Origin of the sequence: Micromonospora sp. NPDC049836, assembly GCF_044465125.1 — a bacterium.
In the GTDB taxonomy this organism is placed as follows: domain Bacteria; phylum Actinomycetota; class Actinomycetes; order Mycobacteriales; family Micromonosporaceae; genus Micromonospora.
This window is the reverse complement of record NZ_JBITLH010000002.1, coordinates 22,938-42,474: the sequence shown is the minus strand read 5'-3', so window position 1 is coordinate 42,474 and position 19,537 is coordinate 22,938. Positions and strand designations below refer to the sequence as shown.

Genomic DNA, 19,537 nt, shown 5'->3' with positions numbered 1-19,537 from the left:
GCCGGGGTCGTGCTGGCGCGGGCGCGCTGGCCGGAGAGCGGGGACGGTCCGCCGCCGCCGGTGCCCGGCTTCGTGCACTCGGGGTTCGCGCCGCTGGTGGTGGCGGTCGCCGACCGCTGCCTGCGCCGGCGGTACGGGGACGGGCCGCCGCCGGCCGGCAACCGGACGGCGGTGCTGCTGGTCAGCGCCAGCGGCGACCGGGCCAGCGCCACGCACGTGCGGGCCACGGTGGCGGCCGGTGGCCGGGTCGGTCCGCTGTTCTTCTTCCAGTCGGTGCCGAACAGCGTGGCCGGGCACGTGGCGGCGCGCTGGGGGCTGGACGGGCCGGTGGTGTGCCTGAGCCCGACCGGGGACGGATCGGACGAGGGCGCCGCCGAGGCGGACCTGCTGCTGTACGACGGCGACGCCGCGCAGGTGTTGCTGGTCCTGATCGAACAGGCACTGGACGGTACGCCGGGCGAGGCGACCGCGGTGCTGCTGGGGGAGGGAACACGTCAATGAGGACGAGGGGACTGCGCGGCGCCCTGGCGGCCGACACCGAGCTGGGCGCGGGAAACGTGCTGGCCCGGGTGCTGGCCCACGGCGCCGACCCGGACGGGCCGGGACTCACCTTCGACACCGCGGTCGACGGCTACCCGGCCGAGACCCCGCTGACCCTGGGCCGGCTCGACGAGCTGGTCGGCGCCCGGGCCGCCTGGCTGCACGAGCGCGGGGTCGGGCCGCGTGACCCGGTGGCGGTCTGGGCCGGCACGGCCGCCGACATGGTGCTGTCGTTCCTGGCGCTGGCCCGGCTCGGGGCGATCCCCGCGCTGATGAACGGCCGGCTCCGGCCGGAGATCGCCGCCGAGTACATCCGCCGGCTGCGCGCCGCCGGGGTGCTCGCCGACGCCGCGCACGTCGCGGCCCTGCGCGGCCACGACCTGGGCGCGCCCCTGCTCGGCGAGCCCGCCGAGGCGGGCGGCGGCGACCCGGCGGCGGCCCCGCCGCACTACCGGCACCACGACGACGACCCGATCGTCATCACCCACACCTCGGGTACCACCGGGGTGCCGAAGGCGGTGCTGCACTCGCACGCCAGCCTCTTCGCCGCCACCCGGCACCTGCTGTCCATGCCGCAGGCGCAGGGCACCAGCCGGATCCTCAACGCGCTGCCCGCCCCGCACACGGCCACCGTGCTCATGGTCAACCAGGCGCTGGGCAACCGGGCGGAGATGTTCCTGCTCTCCGAGCAGAGCGGCGAGCGGGTGCTCGACGCGATCCAGCGCTGGCGGCCGGACGGCGTGTTCGGCTTCTCCGTCACCTGGGCGGAGCTGGCCCGCTTCGACCTGTCCGGGTACGACCTGGACTCGGTGCGGCTGTGGTTCAACACCGGCGACTGCTCCCACGAGCCGCACGTACGGCGGCTGGTGCGGGTGGGCTCGCGGGACGTGATGACCCGCGCCGGGGTGACCCGGGTGCCCGGCTCGGTCTTCATCGACGGGTTGGGCTCCAGCGAGATGGGGCACTCGATGTTCCACATCACGCACACCGTCGACACGGACCGGTACGGCCGCTGCGTCGGCCGCCCGTACCGGTTCACCCGGGTGGCGGTGCTCGACCGGGACGGCAACGAGCTGCCCCCGGGCCAGGTGGGCTGGCTCGGCATCGACTCGCCGTCGCTGTTCCGCGGCTACTGGAACGACTCGGTCACCAGCTACCGGTTCCGGCTGCGCGGCTGGTACCTCACCGGCGACCTGGTCCACGCCGACGAGGAGGGGCGCTACTACCACCTGGACCGGGCGGTGGACTCGGTCGAGGTGGGCGACGGGCGGCGGTTCTTCACCGCGCTCTCCGAGGAGCGCGTCCTGGCCGCCTGCGCCGACGTGACCGACTGCACGGTGGTGATCGTCAAGGCGGACGACGGCACGGTCACCACCGACGTGCTGCTGGAGTTGGCGGCCGGGGCGGACCCGGAGGCGGACCGCACCGAACGGATCCGCGCCGCGCTCGGCCCGGACGTGGCCGCCACGCTGCGCCGGGTCGTCCCGGTACGCGCCGCCGACATCCCGGTCACCGTCACCGGCAAGGTGCGCAAGGTGGCGCTGCGCGAGCGCTACCTGACCGAGGCGCCGTCGTGACCGCCGTCATCACCGGCATGGGCCTGTTCACCCCGGCCGGGCGGGGCGTGGCGGACACGTTCGACGCGCTGATCTCCGGCCGCTCCGGGCTGCGCCGGCCGCCCGAGGGGCACCCGGTGGCCGGCAGCCTGGAGGTGGCCGGGGTGCTGCCGGAGGTGGACCCGCGCAGCGTCGCCTCCGGCCCGGAGACGAAGATCCTCGACCGGATCGTGCTGCTGGCCCTGCTCACCGCCGCCGAGGCGCTCGGCGACGCCGGCATCGAGGTCGGGCGCGACGTCGACCCCGACCGGATCGGGGTGATCGTCGGCGGGGTGGGCGGCATGTCCACCCTGGAGAGCCAGGTCCTGGCGCGGGCCGCCCGGGGGCGGGCCGCGGTCAGCCCGTACCTGCTCACCGGGATCCTGCCGAACATGCCGTCGGCGCGGATCGCCATCGCCCACGGCATCCGCGGCTACAGCTCGTCGGTCGGCACGGCCTGCGCGTCCGGCGCCCAGGCGGTGGCCGACGGGGTACGCCTCATCCGGACCGGCGAGGCCGACGTGGTGCTCTGCGGGGCGAGCGAGGCGCCGCTCTTCCCGACCTTCGCCGACACCTTCGGCAACGCCCGGGCCTTGGCCCGGGGCTGGGCCGACCCGGCCGAGGCGAGCCGCCCGTTCGACCAGCGGCGCAACGGCTTCGTCCTCGCCGAGGGCGCGGCGCTGCTGGTGCTGGAACGCGCCGAGCACGCCGCGGCCCGGGGCGTCACCGGCTACGCCGAGGTCGCCGGGTACGGCGCGAACACCGACGCGTACCACCCGACGGCGCCCCGCCCGGACGGCGCCGGTGCGGCCGCGTGCATGCGCCGCGCGCTGGCCAGCGCCGGGGTGGAGCCGGCCCAGGTCGGTTACGTCAACGCCCACGGCACCGGCACGAAGCTCGGCGACATTGCCGAGACCACGGCGCTGGCCGAGGTGTTCGGCGTGGGCGGGGTGCCGGTCAGCTCCACCAAGGGGCTCACCGGGCACCTGCTCGGCGCCTCGGGGGTGCTCGAGGCGGCGGCCACCGCGCTCGCCCTCGGCCGCGGCCTGCTGCCGCCCACGTACCACCTCGACGACCCGGACCCGGAGTGCGCGGCGGACCACGTCCGCGCCGCGCCCCGGGCGACCCGGGCCGAGCACGCGCTGACCAACTCGTTCGGCTTCGGCGGGCAGAACGTCAGCCTGCTGCTGCGCCGGCGAGCCGCCGCCACGACGGCACCGCACGACGACGGATCGGGGAGGTGATCCGACGCTCCCCGGGCGCGGTGCGCCCGGACGCCAGGCACGGGGGGAAAAGGGGAAGGGAAAGATGCACATCAACGGCATAGATCATGTCGAACTGTACGTGGGGGACGCCCGGCAGGCCGCCTTCTACTTCGGCACCGCGGTCGGTTTCCGGCTGCGCGGCCAGGGCGGACCGGAGACCGGGCTGGCCGACCAGCGCTCGCTGCTGCTGGCCCAGGGCGGGATCCGGATGCTGCTCACCTCGGGCCTGACCGCCGAGCACCCGGCGTCGGCGTACGTGCAACGGCACGGCGACGGCATCGCGGTGCTCGCCCTGGAGGTCGACGACGCCGCCGGGGCGTACGCGGAGCTGGTGGCCCGGGGGGCGACCGGGGTGACCCCGCCGCGGACCTGGACCGGCGCGGACGCCGAGGTGGTGGTCGCCGAGGTCGGCGGCTTCGGCGACGTGCTGCACCGCCTCGTCGAGCGGCGCGGCGACCGGGACGCGTTCCTGCCCGGGGTGATCGAGGCGCTGCCCGCCGGCGCCGGCGACGACCTGCTGGCCGAGATCGACCACCTGGCGGTCTGCGTGCCGCCCGGCCAGCTCGACGAGACGGTCGGGCACTACGAGAAGGTCTTCGGCTTCGCCCAGATCTTCGAGGAGCACATCGAGGTCGCCGGGCAGGCGATGAACTCCAAGGTGGTGCAGAGCCCGTCCGAGCGGGTCACCCTGGTGCTGCTGGAGCCGGACACCGGCGCCCGGCCCGGCCAGATCGAGGACTTCCTGCGCTGGCACGCCGGCGCCGGGGTGCAGCACCTCGGGCTGCGCACCGACGACATCGTCACCGCCGTCGGCGCCCTCGCCGGCCGGGGTGTCCGCTTCGCCGGCACGCCGGCCACCTACTACGACGACCTGGAGGCGCGGGTCGGCAAGATCGACGCGTCGCTGGACCGGCTGCGCGACCTGAGCATCCTGGTCGACTCCGACCACGGCGGCCAGCTGTTGCAGATCTTCACCGAGTCGATGCACGTGCGCCGCACCCTCTTCCTCGAACTCATCGAGCGGCGCGGGGCGCGCACCTTCGGCAGCGGCAACATCAAGGCGCTCTACGAGGCCAAGGAACGCGAACTGGCCGCGGCGGGGGCGACCCCCACCGTCGCGGCCGGCACGGCAGGAGGGGCTGGGGCATGACCACCACACATCCGACACTGACCGCCGAGGAGGAGGCGCTGCTGCCCTCCGAGGCGGACCTGCGCCACTACGCCGAGCACGGCTGGTACCTGTCGAAGAAGCTGCTCACCGACGCGGAGGTGGACGAACTGGTCGCGGCCACCGACCGCTACTACGCCGGCGAACGCGACCGGCACCTGCCGGTCCGGCCCGCGCGCCTGGCCTACTGGGACCCGAGCCGGGGCGACGTGCAGCGGCACAACGACTACGTGCACTACGAGCACGACGTCATCGGCCGGATCCTGCGCAAGCCGCTGATCGGGGCGGTCGCCGCCCGGCTGGCCCGGGCCGACGAGATCCGGGTCTTCCAGTCCACCCTGATCTGGAAGCCGCCGATCTCCGGCGAGCCGTCCAACATCGTGCCGTGGCACTTCGACAAGCACTACTGGGCGTCGTCCAGCTCGACGGAGATGCTCACCGCGTTCATCCCGTTCCACGACTGCGGGGAGGAGATGGGCACCATCACCATGGTCGACGGGTCACACCGCTGGCAGGAGATCGGCGCCGACGACACCGTGGTCCGGCACTTCGCCGACCGGGACCGCGACCAGCTCGAGGTGATGCTCGCGGAGAACGCCGCGCACAACGGCGCGGAGATCCGCAAGATCCCCATGGTGATCCCCAAGGGACACATGAGCTTCCACCACTGCCGCATCTACCACGGCAGCGGCGCGAACGTCAGCGGCCGCCCCCGGCGGGCCATCTCGCTGCACCTGCAGGACGGCGGCAACGCCTGGCGGGAGTATCCGCTCTCCGACGGCACGCTCGCCGCGTACAACCACGACGTGCTGGTCCGCCGCACCCCGGAGGGGCGGCCCGACTACGCGGACCCCGACTTCTGCCCGGTCATCTGGCGCCGTGGCGCCGCGCAGGGAGGCTGACCATGTCACGGTACGACTGGGGTAGGACGCACCCGGGCATCGAGCGGCTGGAACAGGCGGTGACCGCCCGGCGCGACGTGGTGGTCAAGCACCCGCTCTACGCCAACCTGGACACCCACGAGGCGCTGGTCACCTTCATGGAGCACCACGTCTTCGCGGTCTGGGACTTCATGTCGCTGCTGAAGTCGCTGCAACGCCAGCTCACCTGCGTCACCGTGCCGTGGATCCCGACCGGGCCCACCGGCAGCCGCCGGCTGATCAACGACATCGTGATGGTGGAGGAGAGCGACGAGCTGGGCGCGGGCTACATCAGCCACTTCGAGCTGTACGTGCGGGGCATGGCGGAGGCCGGCGCGGACACCGGCGCGGTGGACCGCCTCGTCGACCTGCTGCGTGCCGGCCGCCCGGTGACCGAGGCGCTGGTAGAGGCCGGGGCACCGGCGGCGTCCAGGGCGTTCGCCGGCACCACCTGGCGGATCATCGAGAGCACCCCGGTGCACTGCCAGGCGGCGGCCTTCGCGTTCGGCCGGGAGGACCTGATCCCGGAGATGTTCACCCAGGTCGTCGCCGTCAACGAGCGCAGCAACCGGCTCAACACGTTCGTCGACTACCTGGAGCGGCACATCGAGGTCGACGGGGAGCAGCACACCCCGATGGCCATGCAGATGCTGGCCGACCTGTGCGGCGACGACGACACCAGGTGGCAGGAGTGCGCGGACACGGTCAACGAGGCGCTCGCCGCCCGGGCCCGCCTCTGGGACGACATCCTGGCCGCGGTCAAGGAGGGTCGCCCGACGTGACCCACCCCGACCCGGTCCGGCTCTACCGCACGGTCCGGCTGATCCGCCGCTTCGAGGAGCGCGCCATCGACCTGGTGCGCGCCGGGGAGATCGTCGGCGGCATCCACCCGTACCTCGGGCAGGAGGGGATCGCCGCCGGGGTCTGCGCCGCGCTGCGCGACGCGGACCTGGTGACCGGCACCCACCGCGGGCACGGCCACGTGCTCGCCAAGGGCGCCGACCCGGCCCGGATGCTCGCCGAGCTCTGCGGCCGGGTCACCGGGCTCAACCGGGGCCGGGGCGGGTCGATGCACGCCGCCGACTTCGGCGTCGGGGTGCTCGGCGCCAACGCCATCGTCGGAGCCGCCGGCGCGATCCTCACCGGAGCGGTGTGGGCGCACCGGCGGCGCGGCGACGACGTGGTCGGGGCGACCTTCTTCGGCGACGGCGCGGTCAACGAGGGGATGCTGCTGGAGGCGTTCAACCTGGCCGCGCTCTGGCGGGTGCCGGTGCTGTTCGTCTGCGAGAACAACGGCTACGCCACCACCATGCCGGTCGCCGGCGCGGTCGCCGGCAGCATCGCCGGCCGCGCCGCCGCCTTCGGCATGCCGGCGGCCGCCGTCGACGGCCAGGACCCCGAGGCGGTACGCGACGTGACGGCCGCCGCCGTGGCCCGGATGCGCGCCGGCGGCGGCCCCGAACTCGTCGAGGCGCACACCTACCGCTTCGACGCCCATCACACCTTCGAACATCAGGTACGCCTGGACTACCGCCCGCCCGAGGAGGTCGCCGCCGGCCGTTCCCGCGACCCGGTCGACATCCAGGGCGCCCGGCTGCCCGCCCCGGTCCGGGCCGAGGTGGACGCCGACGTCGAGGCGGAACTGGCCGCGGCCGTCGACTTCGCGCTGGCCGGGCCGCACCCGGACCCGGCGTCCGCGCTGGACCACCTGTACGCCAGCGGCCGCACCGCCCGCACCGGAGGTGGCTGATGCCCCGGCTCTCCTACCGCCGGGCGCTCACCCGGGCGCTCGCCGACGAGATGACCCGCGACGGGTCGGTCTTCCTGCTCGGCGAGGACATCCGGGTGGCCGCCGCGAACGTCACCGCGGGGCTGCTGAAGCGGTTCGGCCCGGAGCGGGTCCTCGACACCCCGCTGTCGGAGCAGGCGTTCACCAGCTTCGCCACCGGCGCCGCGCTGGCCGGGGCCCGCCCGGTCATCGAGTTCCAGATCCCGTCGCTGCTCTTCCTGGTCTTCGAGCAGATCGTCAACCACGCGCACAAGTTCCCGCTGATGACCGGGGGGCAGTGCGCGGTGCCGGTCACCTACCTGGTGCCGGGCTCCGGGTCCCGTACCGGCTGGGCCGGGCAGCACTCCGACCACCCGTACAGCCTCTTCGCCCACGCCGGGGTGACCACGGTGGTGCCGGCCACCCCCGCCGACGCGTACGGGCTGCTGGTGTCGGCGATCCGCTGCGACGACCCGGTGGTGGTCTTCGCCCCGGCCGGGGCGATGGAGGTCCGGGCCGACGTCACCGCGTTCGACGCGGTGCCGCTCGGGCGGGGCGTGGTACGCCGGCCCGGCTCGGACGTCACCGTGGTCGCCGTCGGGCACCTGGTGCACGACGCGCTGGCGGTCGCCGAGGAGCTTGCCGGCCAGGCGTCGGTGGAGGTCTTCGACCCGCGCACGGTGTACCCGTTCGACTGGGACGGCCTGCTGGCGTCGGTCTCCCGCACCGGCCGCCTGGTGGTGGTGGACGACTCCAACCGGTCCTGCGGGATCGCCGGGGAGATCATCGCCACCGTGGTCGAGCGGGTCCGGCTGGCCGCGCCGCCCCGGCGGGTCACCCGCCCCGACGGCGCCGTGCTGCCGTTCGCGCCCGCCCTGGACCGGGCCGTGCAGCCCGGCCGGGACCAGCTCACCGCCGCCATCCACCTCTGCCTGAAGGACGGATCATGATCGACCCTGACTACCGGTGGCCCCCGCTCGGCCAGGCGTGGGCCGACCTGCCCGAGCCGATCCGCGCCGGGATGGTCGCCGCCGGCGCCGCCGCCTGGGAGAAGATCTTCCACGGGCGGGCCACCTACAACAAGCAGTGGCGGCTGGCCCGCCCGCCGGTGCTCACCGCCGACGCGTTCCGCGAACTCAACGAGGTCTGCGACCGGATCGCCCAGCTCATCCTCGAGGCCTGCCAGCGCCGGGCCCGCACGGCCGGGGAGCTGCGCCGGCTGCTCGACGTGCCGGTGGGGGAGACCCGGCTGCTCGACGAGGACGAGCCGCTGCACGAGGGACTGCTCGCCGCGTACCGGCCGGACGTGCTCTACTCCGGTGGCGTGCCGTGCATCGTCGAGTACAACATCGACAGCAGCCTCGGCGGCGGCTTCGACGCCGACACGGTGATCTACCGGTACGCCGACCTCTACCGGGCCCAGGGCCTGCTGGACGGGCTGCGGCCCGCGCCGTCCCTGCTGGACCAGCGTTTCGTGGCCATCCGCGACACCCTCGACCTGCCCGACGGGGCGCGGGTGGCGCTGCTGATGGACTTCGAAGCCGACTACCCCGGCCTGGACGACCCGGAGACCTTCATCCGGATCCTCTCCCCGCTCGCCGACCAGGCGAAGCGGTTCGGCATCGACCTGGTCATCGCGCCCGTCGCCTCGGCCACCCTGGACGGGCGGCGGCGGCTCGTCGTCGGCGGCGCCCCGGTGGACGCGCTGTTCCGGCTCTTCGTGCCCAACCGGGTCACCCCCAGCGCCGGCCTGGACGCGGTCGCCGGCGCGCTGGCCGCGGGCACCCTGCCGATGTTCGTCAGCAGCGCCGCCTGGCTGCTCAGCAACAAGTTGAACTTCGCCTGGCTCTGGGCCGACCTGGACCTGCTGCCGGCCACCGACCGGGCGCTGATCCGCCGGTACGTCCCGCACACCGTGGCGCTCACCGCCGACCAGCTGAACCGGGCGCTGGCCGAGCAGGCCGACCTGGTGGCCAAGCCGGCCGGCGGCTCGGCCGGGCACGGGGTGCTCATCGGCCGGGAGATGAGCGCGGTGGCCTGGGAGGACGGGGTACGCGCCGCGATCGACGCGGGTGGCCACATCCTGCAGCGCTACCACGAGGCGGACCGGGTCTCGATGGACTTCGTGCAGATCGAGACGGGCGAGACGGTCAACGCCGAGGTCCCGTACAGCCTCGCGCCGTACCTGTTCGGCCGCACCGGTTCCGGGGCGCTGGCCCGGGTCGGCTATCCCGGCTGCGAGGAGGTGCTGAACCTGGCCCGGGGGGTGCTGATGACCGGCATCCTCCTCGCCTGACGCCGGCCCGGCCGCGCGGTCCGGCGCGGCGGGCAGGCCTGCCGGTCCGCACGCCGGGCAGGGCGCCTAGCGCGATCCAGCCGGCTCGGGCCCGGCCGGCTGGGACCCGGTCGGTTCGGGCCCGGTCGGTTCGGGCCCGGTCGGGGCGGCGAGGAACGCCGCGATCGGGTCGACCAGGCGGGGTGGCGCGGCGGCGATGCCGTTGTGGCCGCAGCGGGGAACGGTCAGCGTCCGGGCCCGCGGCAGCACGGCGGCCAGGAGGTCGTTCACCTCGGGATACCAGGGCGCGGCCTTGGCCCCGCAGGCCAGCAGCACCTCGGCGCCGATCCCCGCGTAGTCCTCCGCCGGTCCGTCGTGGGCCTGGATCTGCCGGCTCTCCAGCAGCGTCGTGGGCAGCAGCTCACCCATCCGGCGGCCGATCGGGGTGCGCAGGAACAGCCGGCAGATCGCGGTCTGCACGCCGAGCGGAAGCCTTGACGCGGCGTCCTGGGGGTTGACGGCCGCGCCGACCAGGGCCATCGCCCGCGGGATGTTCCCGGCGCGGACCGCCTCCTCGGCCGGGTCGAGGAACGCGGTCGGCAGTCCGCGCCCGCTGAGGCAGAGCGGCGCGTCGTAGCTGACGACCTGGTCCAGCGGCAGCCGCAACGCGGCCCGCAGCACGACGAACGCGCCGTAGCTGTGCCCGACCGCCCGGCGGGCGCCGGTGTGCGCGAGCACCGCGCCGAGATCGTCGATCTCCTGCTCGACCGTGTACGGCTCCCGCCGGGCCGGTGCGTCCGCCCGGCCGCGCCGGTTGTAGCGGTGCACGGTGAACCGGTCGGCCAGGCGTGCGGCCAGCCGCCGATACTCGTCGATGGTGACCCCGCCGCCGTGCACCAGCACGACGCCCGGGCCGGTGCCGGTCGAGTGCAGGACGATCGTCGCGCCGTCCGGCGCCGTGATCCGCTCCGTCACCGCTTACCTCCCGGGTAGCCCAAAACCGCGAACAGCGTTTGCAGTTTACACTGGGGCGGTGAGCGGCGCATCCACGGATTCCGGCGGGCAGTCCATCTGGAGCCGTCCGGAACGTGGCACCCGAGGCCCCGCACCGACCCACGGCCGGGACGCGATGGTCGCCGCCGCGATCGACCTGGCCGACGCGGGCGGGCTCGAGGCGGTGTCGATGCGAGCCGTGGCCAACGCCCTCGGCATGGCGGCCGGATCGCTCTACCGGCACCTGGCCTCGCGCGACGACCTGCTGGCCCTGATGGTCGACCGGTGCGTGGGGGAGCTGCGGCCGTACCCGGACGGCCCCGGCGACTGGCGCGACGAGATGGTGCTGCTGGCCCGCCGCCAGCTGGAGCTCTACCGGCGTCACCGGTGGCTGGTCGACGCCATCGCGCGCCCAGGCCCGCCCGGACCGAACGCCCTGGCCTGGTTCGACACCTGCCTGCGCGTCCTCCAGCCGGTCCACGCCCCGGTCACCGCGAAGTTCGAGGCCATCGCCATGATCACCGGCGTGGTCTCGCTCTTCGCCCGGGCCGAGACGGCGTCCGGCCCGCTCCGCTTCGACCACGTCGACCTCGCGGCGTACCCGCACCTCGCCGCCGCGTTCGCCGCGCCACCGGCCGCCGCCCCCCGGCGGGACCTCTTCGAACGGACCCTGCGCGGCCTGCTGACCGGACTGCTCGCGGCCGACGCCGACTGACCGTCAGGCACCGACCCAGCGCGCGGCGGAGGCGGCGAGCCGCTCACCGCGCACCGCCGCGGCGGGCACCAGCTCGGTGATGCGCAGCAGGTGCTCGGGGGTCAACGGGAGGGCGGTGCTGGCGACGTTGTCCTCCAGGTGACGGATCCTGGTCGTGCCCGGGATCGGGACGGCGCCCTGCGCCAGGAGCCAGCCCAGCGCGAGTTGTGCCGGGGTCACCCCCAGCTCGGCGGCCAGCGCGCGCAGCCGGTCGACCAGGGCCAGGTTCGCGGCCCGGTTGGGCCCGGCGAAGCGCGGGTTGCCGCCGCGCAGGTCGTCCCCGCCGAAGGTGGTGTCGGCCGTGACCTGCCCGGTGAGCAGGGCCCGACCGAGCGGCGAGTACGCGACGAGGGTGATCCCGAGTTCCCGGCACGTCGGCAGGATCTCCGCCTCGACCTCCCGGCTGAAGAGCGAGTACTCGGTCTGCAGCACGGTGATCGGGTGGACGGCATGGGCTCGCCGCAGCGTCTGCGGGCTCACCTCGGACAGCCCGAGGTGGCGTACCTTGCCGGCGGTCACCAGCTCGGCCATCGCGCCCACGGTGTCCTCGATGGGGATGTCGGGGTTGCGCCGGTGCAGGTAGAGCACGTCGAGATGGGCGACGTCGAGCCGGTCCAGCGATTCGTCGCAGGACGTCCTCGCCCACTGCGGCGAGGAGTCCACCCGCATGGCGCCGCCGTCGCGCCGGATGCCGAACTTGGTGCACAGGAAGACATCGCCGCGCCGACCGCGGATGGCCTCGGCGACGAGCCGTTCGTTGTGGCCGTCACCGTAGGAAGCTGAGGTGTCGATGAGGTCGACGCCGAGGTCGAGGGCCCGGCGGATCGTCCGCAGCGACTGCTGCTCATCGGTGCGAGGCCCGTAGAGGGCGCTCATCCCCATGCAGCCCAGGCCGATGGCCGAGACCTCGGGCCCGGATTCACCCAGGGTGGTTCTGCGCATCGTCGTCCCCCAGCAGGTTTCGGTAGCGGTCGATCTTCCGGTTGATGACGACGAGATCCCGCTGAAGGGCGGCCATGCGGTCCAGCGTCCGCTGACGGTGGGACTCGAGCAGGGTCAGCCGGTCGCGCCGGCTCGCCGGCCCGGCGTGGATCAGGGCGACGTACTCGTGCATCTCGGTGAGGGGCATGCCGGTCGCCCGCATCGTGATCAGGAGTTCCAGCCGGTCGAGGTCGAGCCGGCGGTACCGCCGCTGCCCCGCGGCGTCACGCGGGATGGCTTCGAGCAGCCCGATGCGCTCATACCAGCGCAGCGTGTCCGGGGACAGGCCGACCAGGTCGGACACCTGCCCGATGGTCGGCCGGTCGAGCGCGGCGGCGTCGATCTCCATGGCGGCAAGCATGCCCCCTGGAGTTCACTCCACAGCAAATAGTCGCAGCTCGATGTATCGGACCCGCCTTGAGGTCCGTCGTCGTGCCGACCCCGATGGTCAGGGGCGGCGCCAGCGGGCCAGCAGCGCGGCACAGTACGCGTCCACACTCTGCACCGCCCCCGACCGGCGTCGGCGGTGGACCGCGGCGACCCGCCGGGCCACCCGCGGGTCCCACTGGTGCAGCGGCAGCCACGCCGCGACCTGCGCCTCGTGGTGTGCCGTGCCGGGCCGGTCCGCGCCGCCGATGTACCGGCGCACGGTCGGGCGCCGGCCGAGGCGGCGCAGGTAGACATGGCGGGTGAAGGTGCGCGCCAGCGTCCGCATGTCGGCGGCCGAGAACACCTCGGGAAGGCCGGGCGTCGAGGCGTACAGCACGGCGAAGTCGACGTCGAGGAGCGCGTGGGTGCTGTCCTCGGCGACCGGCAGCGCGGGGAACAGGGGACGGAAGTGCGACCCGTCGCGGTCCCGGTCACCCGTTCTCGTCCAGCCCCGGTAGACCCGCCCGAACGAGGGCCAGTACGGCCAGACGAACCCGCCGGCCCGCTCCGTCAGCTGCCCGCGCAGCGCCCGGGCCATGGCCGTCGCGCGCTCGGCGTACGTCCGGTCACCGGTCACGGCGGCGAGCTGGATCAGCGTCCGGCCGACGGCCAGGAACTCGTTGGTGGGCAGTTCGGCGCCCGCGAAGCCGACCGGCTCGTCGGGCAGCCAGACGTAGTGGCCCTCGCCGGCGTCGGTGACCCGCCACTGGTGGTCGTGCGCGGCGAGCGCCTCGTGCGTCGCCGCGAGATAGTCCTCGGTCTTCGCGGCGACGGCGGCCGGGACCAGGTCGGGCCGTTCCCGGGCCAGCCGGGCCAGACCCGCCAGCGGATAGACGATCATGCCGGTCTGCGCGGCCAGCGCCACCCGGGCGGGTTGCAGCCGGTGGGTCCCCGCCCGGAGCCGGCGGGGCCGGTCGGCCACCTGGGCCGGCCCCGGCAGCAGCTCCACGGTGACCGCGTCCTCGCGGGTGTGCCGGTCGTACGCCACCCGGTCGGCGCGCCGCGGGTCGCCGGGGTCGAGGCTCAGCTCCGGCAACACGATCGGGAGGTGGTCGCCGGCCCGGACGATGGTGAGCGTGAACGTACCGTCCGGCCCGGGCACCACCCGGACGGTGGCCCGCAGCGCGTGCGGTGGGCAGAGGTGCACGCGCAGGGCCGGGACGCCGTCCTCGTCCGGCACCGTGGCGCCGCACACCGTGTACTTGCCCGCCGAACTCCACACCGGCAGGCTCAGCTCCCGGTGGTCGCGCACGCCCCGCCGGTCGTCGCGGACGGCGAGCACGGCGTCGACCATCTCCACCAGCCGGTGCAGGTACGCGGGGTCGCCGGTCGCCTCGGCCATCAGCAGGAAGGCCTGCATCCGCCAGGAGAACCCCCAGCCGAGCGCGCCGGCGTCGTTGTTCGGCGCGCCGCCGCCGTCGGGGCCGAGCGCGGGCAGCGCCTCCTCGACCGCCTCGAACAGTCGAGCCTGGTCAGCGACCGCCGTGCCGGCCGGCCGTGTCGCCGGGAAGAGTGACATCGGCTGATTGTGGCAGGTCGGGCCCGGTTTCCGGGCCCACCTCGCCCGGCGCGTCAGTGCTCCGACGGCGCGCGGCGTCCAGGTGGGCGGCCAGGGCACGGACGGTCTCGGCGGCGGCGATCGCGTCGCTGCGCGCGCTGCCGTGCCGGCCGTCGCCGCTGTACAGGGACGGCTCGGCGACCGCCGGGTGGTCGGTGAGGTGCACGTGGACGGTGCCCAGCCGGGCCGCCAGCCGTCCGGTGTGGGCGGACAGCCGGCGCATCCGCGCACCGAGCCCGGCGCGCAGCGCCGCCGGCACCGCCGGGCTGTGCGACACGTCGAACATGCCGACCGTGATGACGTCCGCACCGCCGTCCCGCAGCGCGGTGATCATGGCGGCGAGTTCGGCGTCCACCGCGTCCGCGTCGTAGCCGGACCGGAACGCGTCGTTGCCCCCGCAGACCACCAGCGCCAGGTCCGGACCGAACGCCAGCGCGGGGCCGAGCTGGGCCGCCCGCACCTCGTGCGCGCGCAGCCCTCGCCGGCCCAGGTTCAGGTACGCCAGCCCGGGCCGGACCGCGTCCAGCTCGGCGGCGATCCGGTCGGCCCACTGCACGTCCGGATATCCGTCGACCGGCTCGCACAGGCCCTCGGCCACGCTGTCGCCCAGCACCACGAACCGCCGCCACGGATGCCCGCGCAGCAACTCCGCGCTCTCGCCCGCGCGCAGACAGTACGGATCGGTCGCTTCGGTCAACGTCGATCCCACGCCCGCACGCTAACCGATCCGCCCGCCCCCGTCGATCGGCCGTGTCCGCCGGCCGACCGGTCAGCGCGGCCCGAGGGCGAGCAGGAGCAGCGTGGTCAGCAGGCCGGCGCCGGCCACCAGGAGCATCGGGCGGGGGGTCAGCACCGCGTGCCGCCGGTCGGCCAGGAACCGGGCCGGCGCCAGCCCGACCAGCGGCCCGAGCAGCGTGATCACCAGCGCCAGCACCGGCATGCCGACCGCCAGGTCGCCGCCCGAGCCGTGGCCCAGCGCCCGTGCGGCCAACCCCAGCGCGTACGCGACGACCGCGCCGCCGACCCCGCAGGCGACCAGCAGCGGGTTGGTCGAGCCGGGCAGCTCGCCCGGCTGGCGGGTGCGGTCCAGCAGCTCGCGGACCCCGCGCAGCAGCGGCACCGGATCACCGGTGGCGTCCCGGGCCGGACCCGGCGGGTCACCGAGCCGCCGCCCGCCCGCGCCGATCCGCGCCCGCAGCTGCCCCCACAGGTGGGCGGCCTCGGCGTCGACCCGTTCCACCAGGTCCCGGGCCTCGCCCAGTTCCGCCTCGGCCCGCCGGACCTGCTCGGTGGCCTCCGCCACGGCCCGCTCGGCGGCCGCGCACTGCTGGGCGTACCAGGTGTGCGCCTCGGCGCGCTGGGCGGCCACCCGGGCGGTCAGCTCGGCGAGCCGGCGGAGCTGGGCGGCGTACGTCTCACTGGTGACCGGTTCGTTCATCGGGACGGACCATAAGGGATGATCACCTGTCCGGTGCGATGCACCGCCCGGTCGAAGTAGAGCCCCCGCCACGGGCGCGGGTACCAGTCCGGCCCGCCGCTGCCGGGATAGAGGGCGCCGCTCAGCTCAGCGCCCTGCACGTCCAGCGCCACCCAGGCCCCGATCTGGTCCAGCCGGGCCCCCGCGCCGCCCAGGTCGGCCCGCATCCGCCCCACCCCGCGCCACCAGGCCAGCACGTGCGTACGCCGTTCCGGCCCGTCGTGCAGGATCCGGCGCAGCTGCTCCAGCCCGGTGCGCCGGCCCGCCTTGCCGGCGAGCTGCCCGGCCGCCGCGTCGACCGCGTAGAGCAGCAGGTAGTGCGGGCTGCTCGGGGCGCCCGGGGCGCCGAGCCCGTCGCCCACCTCGGCCATCAGCTCGGGCACGGTCTCCTCGTCGTACCAGGCGGCGTCGTCGGCCAGGTCCTCGTAGAGGGCCCGGGCCGCCGGGTCGGCGTCCGGGTCGAGGCAGGCGATGGAGAACCGGGCGGTGCCGGGGCGGTGCTGGCCGGCCAGCGAGCGCGCCGCGGCGTCGAGCACCGCGCACGCCTCGTCGATCCGGGTGCCGAGCACCGCAAGGTTCCGGCCCGGCGCCCGGGGCAGGCGCAGCGCCGCCGAGCGGGCCTGTACGTCGATGATCTCCCCGAGCAGCGCCACCGGGCTGCGCGGCACGCCCTGCTCGGGGGCGGTCAGGGCGCGGTAGTCCGGCGCCTCGGTGAGCCTCGGGACGGCGTCGCCGTCGAAGAGTCGGGCCGGGGCGGCGTCCTGCGGGCGCATCCGCCACAGCCGGTGCTGCAACTCGCTCCAGGTCTCCCAGTCGCTGGCCGACGGGATGCGGGCCACCTCGTTCCCCTCGACCAGCCCGGATTCGGCGTTGACCACGGCGTGGTGGCGGGGCAGCGACTGCGCCGCGTCGTTGCGTTCGGCCAGGATGCGCAGCGCCTTGGGCAGCGCGATCCGCAGGGTGAACTGGGCGACCAGGGCGGGCCGCCCCCACAGCGCCTCGATGCCGCGGACGTCCTGCGAGGCGAGCACCAGGTGGATGCCCTGTGACCGGCCCCGACGGGCCAGGTCCTCCAGCAGGTCGGCGGCCTCCCGGGCGACCACGTCCCGGCCGGCGAGCAGCGCCTGGAACTCGTCGACCACCGCCACGATCCGCGGCCAGTGCCCGGTCGGGTCCACGGCGCGCAGCTCGGCCAGCTTGGTGACCTCGTGCTTCTTGGCGGCGTCGGCCCGCCGGCGCAGCTCCTCGGCGAGGAACCGCAGCAGCGCCAGGCCGAACTCCCGGTCGGTGTTGACGTTGATGCCGACCAGCCGCATGTGCGGCAGCCAGCTCGGGTCGCGCCGGCCCTGGGCGAACCGGGCGAAGGACACCCCCTCCTTGAAGTCGAGCAGATAGAACTCCAGCTCGGCGGGGGAGTAGCGGGCGGCCAGCGCGCCGATCCACGCGAAGATCAGGTTGGTCTTGCCGGTGCCGGACGGGCCGCCGATCAACGCGTGCGGCGGATAGTCGCCGAGGCTGAGCAGCACTGGACGGCCGTGCCGGCCCTCGCCGATCGGCGCGGTCAGCCCGTGCGCCGAGTCCTCCTGCCAGTACTCGGCGGGGAGCAGGTCGGTGAAGGGCGCCGGCGGCGGCCCCGCGTTGACCCGCGACGCCACCTCCCGGCAGGTCTCGGTGACCAGCGCGGCCGGCGGCGGCGGGTCGAGCACCACCGGCAGGCCGGCGATGCGGGCGTCGTCCGGCTCCACCACGATCCGGGTGACCGTCGGGTCGTCGGGCAGCTCGACGCCGCGCACCACCAGGTGCACGCCGCAGGCCGCGCCGGTGCGGACCACCCGGTCGAGCTGGCCGCGTTCGTGCCGGGACAGCTCGTCCCCGCCGAGCAGCACCGCCACCCGCCACGGCTCGGGGCGGCGGCCGGTGGCCGCGGCGAGGGCGCGCAGCGACGGGTACTCGCCGGCCAGCACGGTCTCGTTGATCCGGCGGATCTGCTCGACCAGGTCGTCCAGGAGCCGGCCCAGCCCGCCGGGGCCGACGAAGGTGAGCAGCCCGGCCGTGCCGAGCGGGGCGAAGCCGGCCAGCCCGCCGCCGAGGTGCTCGGGGTCGTAGCCGAAGAGCCGGACGCCGCCCGGTTCGGCGCGGCCCACCGAGCGCAGCAGCAGGGCGGGGACCACGGCCGCGAGGCCGTCGCGGTCGCCGCCGGCGAGCTGAGCGTGCCCGGCGTCCAGCAGCGGCACCAGCGCGGGCACCGGCTCGCCGCCGGGGACGCGTACCGTGCCGATCCGGACCGCGCCGGGGGCCTCGGCCCGGCCGGCCGGCGTGGGCCGCCACCCGTCCCAGCCGGCCGACGCCGCGCCCGGCGCCTCCCGGCCGGCCGCCGCGGCGGCCCGGCGGGTCAGCTCCGCGATGCGCGCCGCGTGCCGGGCGTCGATCTCGGCGAGCCGGCCGTCGCGGGCGGCGCCCACCCGCTCGGGTACGGCCGCCGCGGCGCGGCGCACCCGGGCCAGCCGGTCCCGCCCGGCGGCCAGGTCGGCGTCCGCGGCGGCGAGCCGGCCGCGGGTCGCGCCGAGGGCCTCGGAGAGCAGCCCCCGGACCCGCGACACCAGTTGGGTGCGGACGTCAGCCACGGGACGGCTCCCGCCCGTCGGCCTCCCGGGGCAGGTCCCGGCCGAGCCGGTCCAGCAGGACCCCGGTGACCACCCCGGCGGTCACGGCCGGGTCGGCGGCGTGCGGCTGCGCGTCGTCGCCGGCGCGGCGCGGCGGGGGCATCCGGCAGACCCGGGTCAGCAGGGTGTGCAGCACCGGCGGCGGCAGTCCGGGCAGCAGGTCGTGCACCCGGCCGTCCAGCTCGCGGCGCAGCCGGGACAGGTCGTCGGCGCGCGGCGGATGGCCGAGCAGCTCGCCGGCCAGGTCGCGCAGCAGCGGCGGGGCGATCGCGGCCAGCCCCAGCCCCACGTCGGCGTGCGCCCCGCGCAGCTCCCGGTGCAGCCGGTCCCGGTCGCCCGAGCGGACCCCGGTGACCACCCGGCGCAGCAGCTCCCGGGAGTCGCCGGCCCGCTCGTCCGGCCCGTCCGGCCCGCCCTCCCGGCCCCCGGTCAGCTCCGCCACCCGCACCGCCCACCAGCGCCGTACCGCCGGCTGCTCGTCCGGCGGCGGCCCGCCGGCCGGCCCGGGCGGCGGGGCATCACCCGGGGGCGCGTCGTGCCGGGGCCGGCGGTCGCCGCCGGTCGGTGCCGGCGCCCCGTCGCCGGCCAGCCCGATCGCGCCCAGGTACGCCGACAGCTGTTCCTGGGCCACCCGCAGCGCGTACCCGGCGGTCTCGGCGTGCTCGGTCGCCGCGGACAGCTCCGGCACCCCCATCGGGTTCGCCGACTCCTGGCGCACCCAGCGCAACCGCTCGGTGGCCTGGCCGAACTTCTCCAGCGCGGCGGCGAGCTGCGCCAGCGGCAGCTCCTCGGCGGCGGCGCGCACCTGCGCGCCGATGTCCTCGACGATGGACACGGCCGGCTCTCAGAGGCTGGCGACGTAGAGCTGCGCCTGCTCCACCGCGACCAGCGTGGCGGCGAGGCATTCCTCCAGCTCCTGGGCGGCCTGGGTGAGCGAGGCCTGGGCCGCCTCGACGGTCTCGTGGCCGCTGCCCTCCAGCGCGCCGGCCAGGGTCTGCTGCGCCTCGGCCAGTTTCTCGCCGGCCGCCTGCACCGCTGTCTGGCCGTCACCTATCTGCTCGAGGGCGACATCAATGGCGGCCTTCAGCTCGGCGACGCTCGCCACGGCGGACCTCCTGGGGGCGGGGGAGATCTCCATTACAACCCATCCC

General features: G+C 75.4%; 18 protein-coding genes and 1 pseudogene. 10 read left to right on the top strand and 9 right to left on the bottom strand.

The genetic code is table 11. The features are described 5' to 3' along the window. The first annotated feature begins 9 nt into the window (after positions 1 to 9). The 9 genes from ACIBPB_RS04705 (at position 10) to ACIBPB_RS04665 (ending at position 9,552) form a co-directional block, all read left to right on the top strand. A complete protein-coding gene (locus ACIBPB_RS04705) occupies positions 10 to 501 on the top strand; it encodes a beta-ketoacyl synthase chain length factor (RefSeq protein ID WP_396838816.1) in 492 nt (163 codons plus the stop codon). Beyond that, the gene (locus ACIBPB_RS04700) at positions 498 to 2,117 is read left to right on the top strand and encodes a class I adenylate-forming enzyme family protein (protein ID WP_396838221.1); all 1,620 of its coding nucleotides are present in this window, start codon (positions 498 to 500) and stop codon (positions 2,115 to 2,117) included. The genes ACIBPB_RS04705 and ACIBPB_RS04700 overlap by 4 nt, the downstream gene beginning before the upstream one ends. Next, positions 2,114 to 3,379: a beta-ketoacyl-[acyl-carrier-protein] synthase family protein gene (locus tag ACIBPB_RS04695; RefSeq protein ID WP_396838220.1), complete on the top strand. Its 1,266-nt coding sequence runs from the start codon at positions 2,114 to 2,116 to the stop codon at positions 3,377 to 3,379. The genes ACIBPB_RS04700 and ACIBPB_RS04695 overlap by 4 nt, the downstream gene beginning before the upstream one ends. A 64-nt stretch (positions 3,380 to 3,443) precedes the next feature. Next, positions 3,444 to 4,550, top strand: a complete 1,107-nt coding sequence (hppD, locus tag ACIBPB_RS04690; RefSeq protein ID WP_396838219.1) for a 4-hydroxyphenylpyruvate dioxygenase — start codon at positions 3,444 to 3,446, stop codon at positions 4,548 to 4,550. Then, complete coding sequence (locus ACIBPB_RS04685) at positions 4,547 to 5,470, top strand: phytanoyl-CoA dioxygenase family protein (protein WP_396838218.1); 924 nt, start codon at positions 4,547 to 4,549, stop codon at positions 5,468 to 5,470. The genes hppD and ACIBPB_RS04685 overlap by 4 nt, the downstream gene beginning before the upstream one ends. Positions 5,471 to 5,472: 2 nt before the next feature. Next, positions 5,473 to 6,270: a DUF3050 domain-containing protein gene (locus ACIBPB_RS04680; protein WP_396838217.1), complete on the top strand. Its 798-nt coding sequence runs from the start codon at positions 5,473 to 5,475 to the stop codon at positions 6,268 to 6,270. Then, positions 6,267 to 7,238, top strand: coding sequence for a thiamine pyrophosphate-dependent dehydrogenase E1 component subunit alpha (locus ACIBPB_RS04675; RefSeq protein ID WP_396838216.1), 972 nt, complete (start codon positions 6,267 to 6,269; stop codon positions 7,236 to 7,238). The genes ACIBPB_RS04680 and ACIBPB_RS04675 overlap by 4 nt, the downstream gene beginning before the upstream one ends. Continuing rightward, positions 7,238 to 8,206 (top strand): alpha-ketoacid dehydrogenase subunit beta, encoded by a 969-nt coding sequence (locus ACIBPB_RS04670; protein ID WP_396838215.1) that lies wholly within the window; start codon positions 7,238 to 7,240, stop codon positions 8,204 to 8,206. Before ACIBPB_RS04675 ends, ACIBPB_RS04670 begins: the two co-directional genes overlap by 1 nt. Beyond that, entirely contained in the window at positions 8,203 to 9,552 is a 1,350-nt protein-coding gene (locus tag ACIBPB_RS04665; RefSeq protein WP_396838214.1) for a hypothetical protein, read from the top strand. The genes ACIBPB_RS04670 and ACIBPB_RS04665 overlap by 4 nt, the downstream gene beginning before the upstream one ends. A 66-nt stretch (positions 9,553 to 9,618) precedes the next feature. Here the strand turns inward: ACIBPB_RS04665 and ACIBPB_RS04660 are convergent, their stop codons facing one another. Continuing rightward, positions 9,619 to 10,506, bottom strand: coding sequence for an alpha/beta fold hydrolase (locus ACIBPB_RS04660; protein ID WP_396838213.1), 888 nt, complete (start codon positions 10,504 to 10,506; stop codon positions 9,619 to 9,621). Positions 10,507 to 10,564: 58 nt separating this feature from the next. Here ACIBPB_RS04660 and ACIBPB_RS04655 point away from each other — a divergent pair, with 58 nt between their 5' ends. After that, positions 10,565 to 11,239: a TetR/AcrR family transcriptional regulator gene (locus ACIBPB_RS04655; RefSeq protein WP_396838212.1), complete on the top strand. Its 675-nt coding sequence runs from the start codon at positions 10,565 to 10,567 to the stop codon at positions 11,237 to 11,239. Between the two features lie 3 nt (positions 11,240 to 11,242). Here ACIBPB_RS04655 and ACIBPB_RS04650 read toward each other — a convergent pair whose 3' ends face one another. From ACIBPB_RS04650 to ACIBPB_RS04615, 8 genes and pseudogenes are all read right to left on the bottom strand, one after another. Further along, positions 11,243 to 12,220 carry an aldo/keto reductase gene (locus ACIBPB_RS04650; RefSeq protein WP_396838211.1) on the bottom strand — a complete coding sequence of 326 codons (978 nt, stop codon included), beginning with the start codon at positions 12,218 to 12,220 and terminating at the stop codon, positions 11,243 to 11,245. Further along, positions 12,198 to 12,608, bottom strand: a complete 411-nt coding sequence (locus tag ACIBPB_RS04645; RefSeq protein ID WP_396838210.1) for a MerR family transcriptional regulator — start codon at positions 12,606 to 12,608, stop codon at positions 12,198 to 12,200. Before ACIBPB_RS04645 ends, ACIBPB_RS04650 begins: the two co-directional genes overlap by 23 nt. A gap of 99 nt (positions 12,609 to 12,707) precedes the next feature. Further along, complete coding sequence (locus tag ACIBPB_RS04640) at positions 12,708 to 14,207, bottom strand: hypothetical protein (protein ID WP_396838209.1); 1,500 nt, start codon at positions 14,205 to 14,207, stop codon at positions 12,708 to 12,710. 76 nt (positions 14,208 to 14,283) lie between these two features. Beyond that, positions 14,284 to 14,955, bottom strand: a pseudogene (locus ACIBPB_RS04635) (SGNH/GDSL hydrolase family protein); the annotation flags it as partial. Positions 14,956 to 15,015: 60 nt separating this feature from the next. Beyond that, positions 15,016 to 15,684 (bottom strand): hypothetical protein, encoded by a 669-nt coding sequence (locus tag ACIBPB_RS04630; protein WP_396838208.1) that lies wholly within the window; start codon positions 15,682 to 15,684, stop codon positions 15,016 to 15,018. Next, positions 15,681 to 18,347 carry an FtsK/SpoIIIE domain-containing protein gene (locus ACIBPB_RS04625; protein WP_396838207.1) on the bottom strand — a complete coding sequence of 889 codons (2,667 nt, stop codon included), beginning with the start codon at positions 18,345 to 18,347 and terminating at the stop codon, positions 15,681 to 15,683. The genes ACIBPB_RS04630 and ACIBPB_RS04625 overlap by 4 nt, the downstream gene beginning before the upstream one ends. Further along, positions 18,340 to 19,221: a hypothetical protein gene (locus ACIBPB_RS04620; protein WP_396838206.1), complete on the bottom strand. Its 882-nt coding sequence runs from the start codon at positions 19,219 to 19,221 to the stop codon at positions 18,340 to 18,342. The genes ACIBPB_RS04625 and ACIBPB_RS04620 overlap by 8 nt, the downstream gene beginning before the upstream one ends. A gap of 9 nt (positions 19,222 to 19,230) precedes the next feature. Further along, a complete protein-coding gene (locus ACIBPB_RS04615; RefSeq protein ID WP_357322486.1) occupies positions 19,231 to 19,491 on the bottom strand; it encodes a hypothetical protein in 261 nt (86 codons plus the stop codon). Positions 19,492 to 19,537 lie beyond the last annotated feature (46 nt).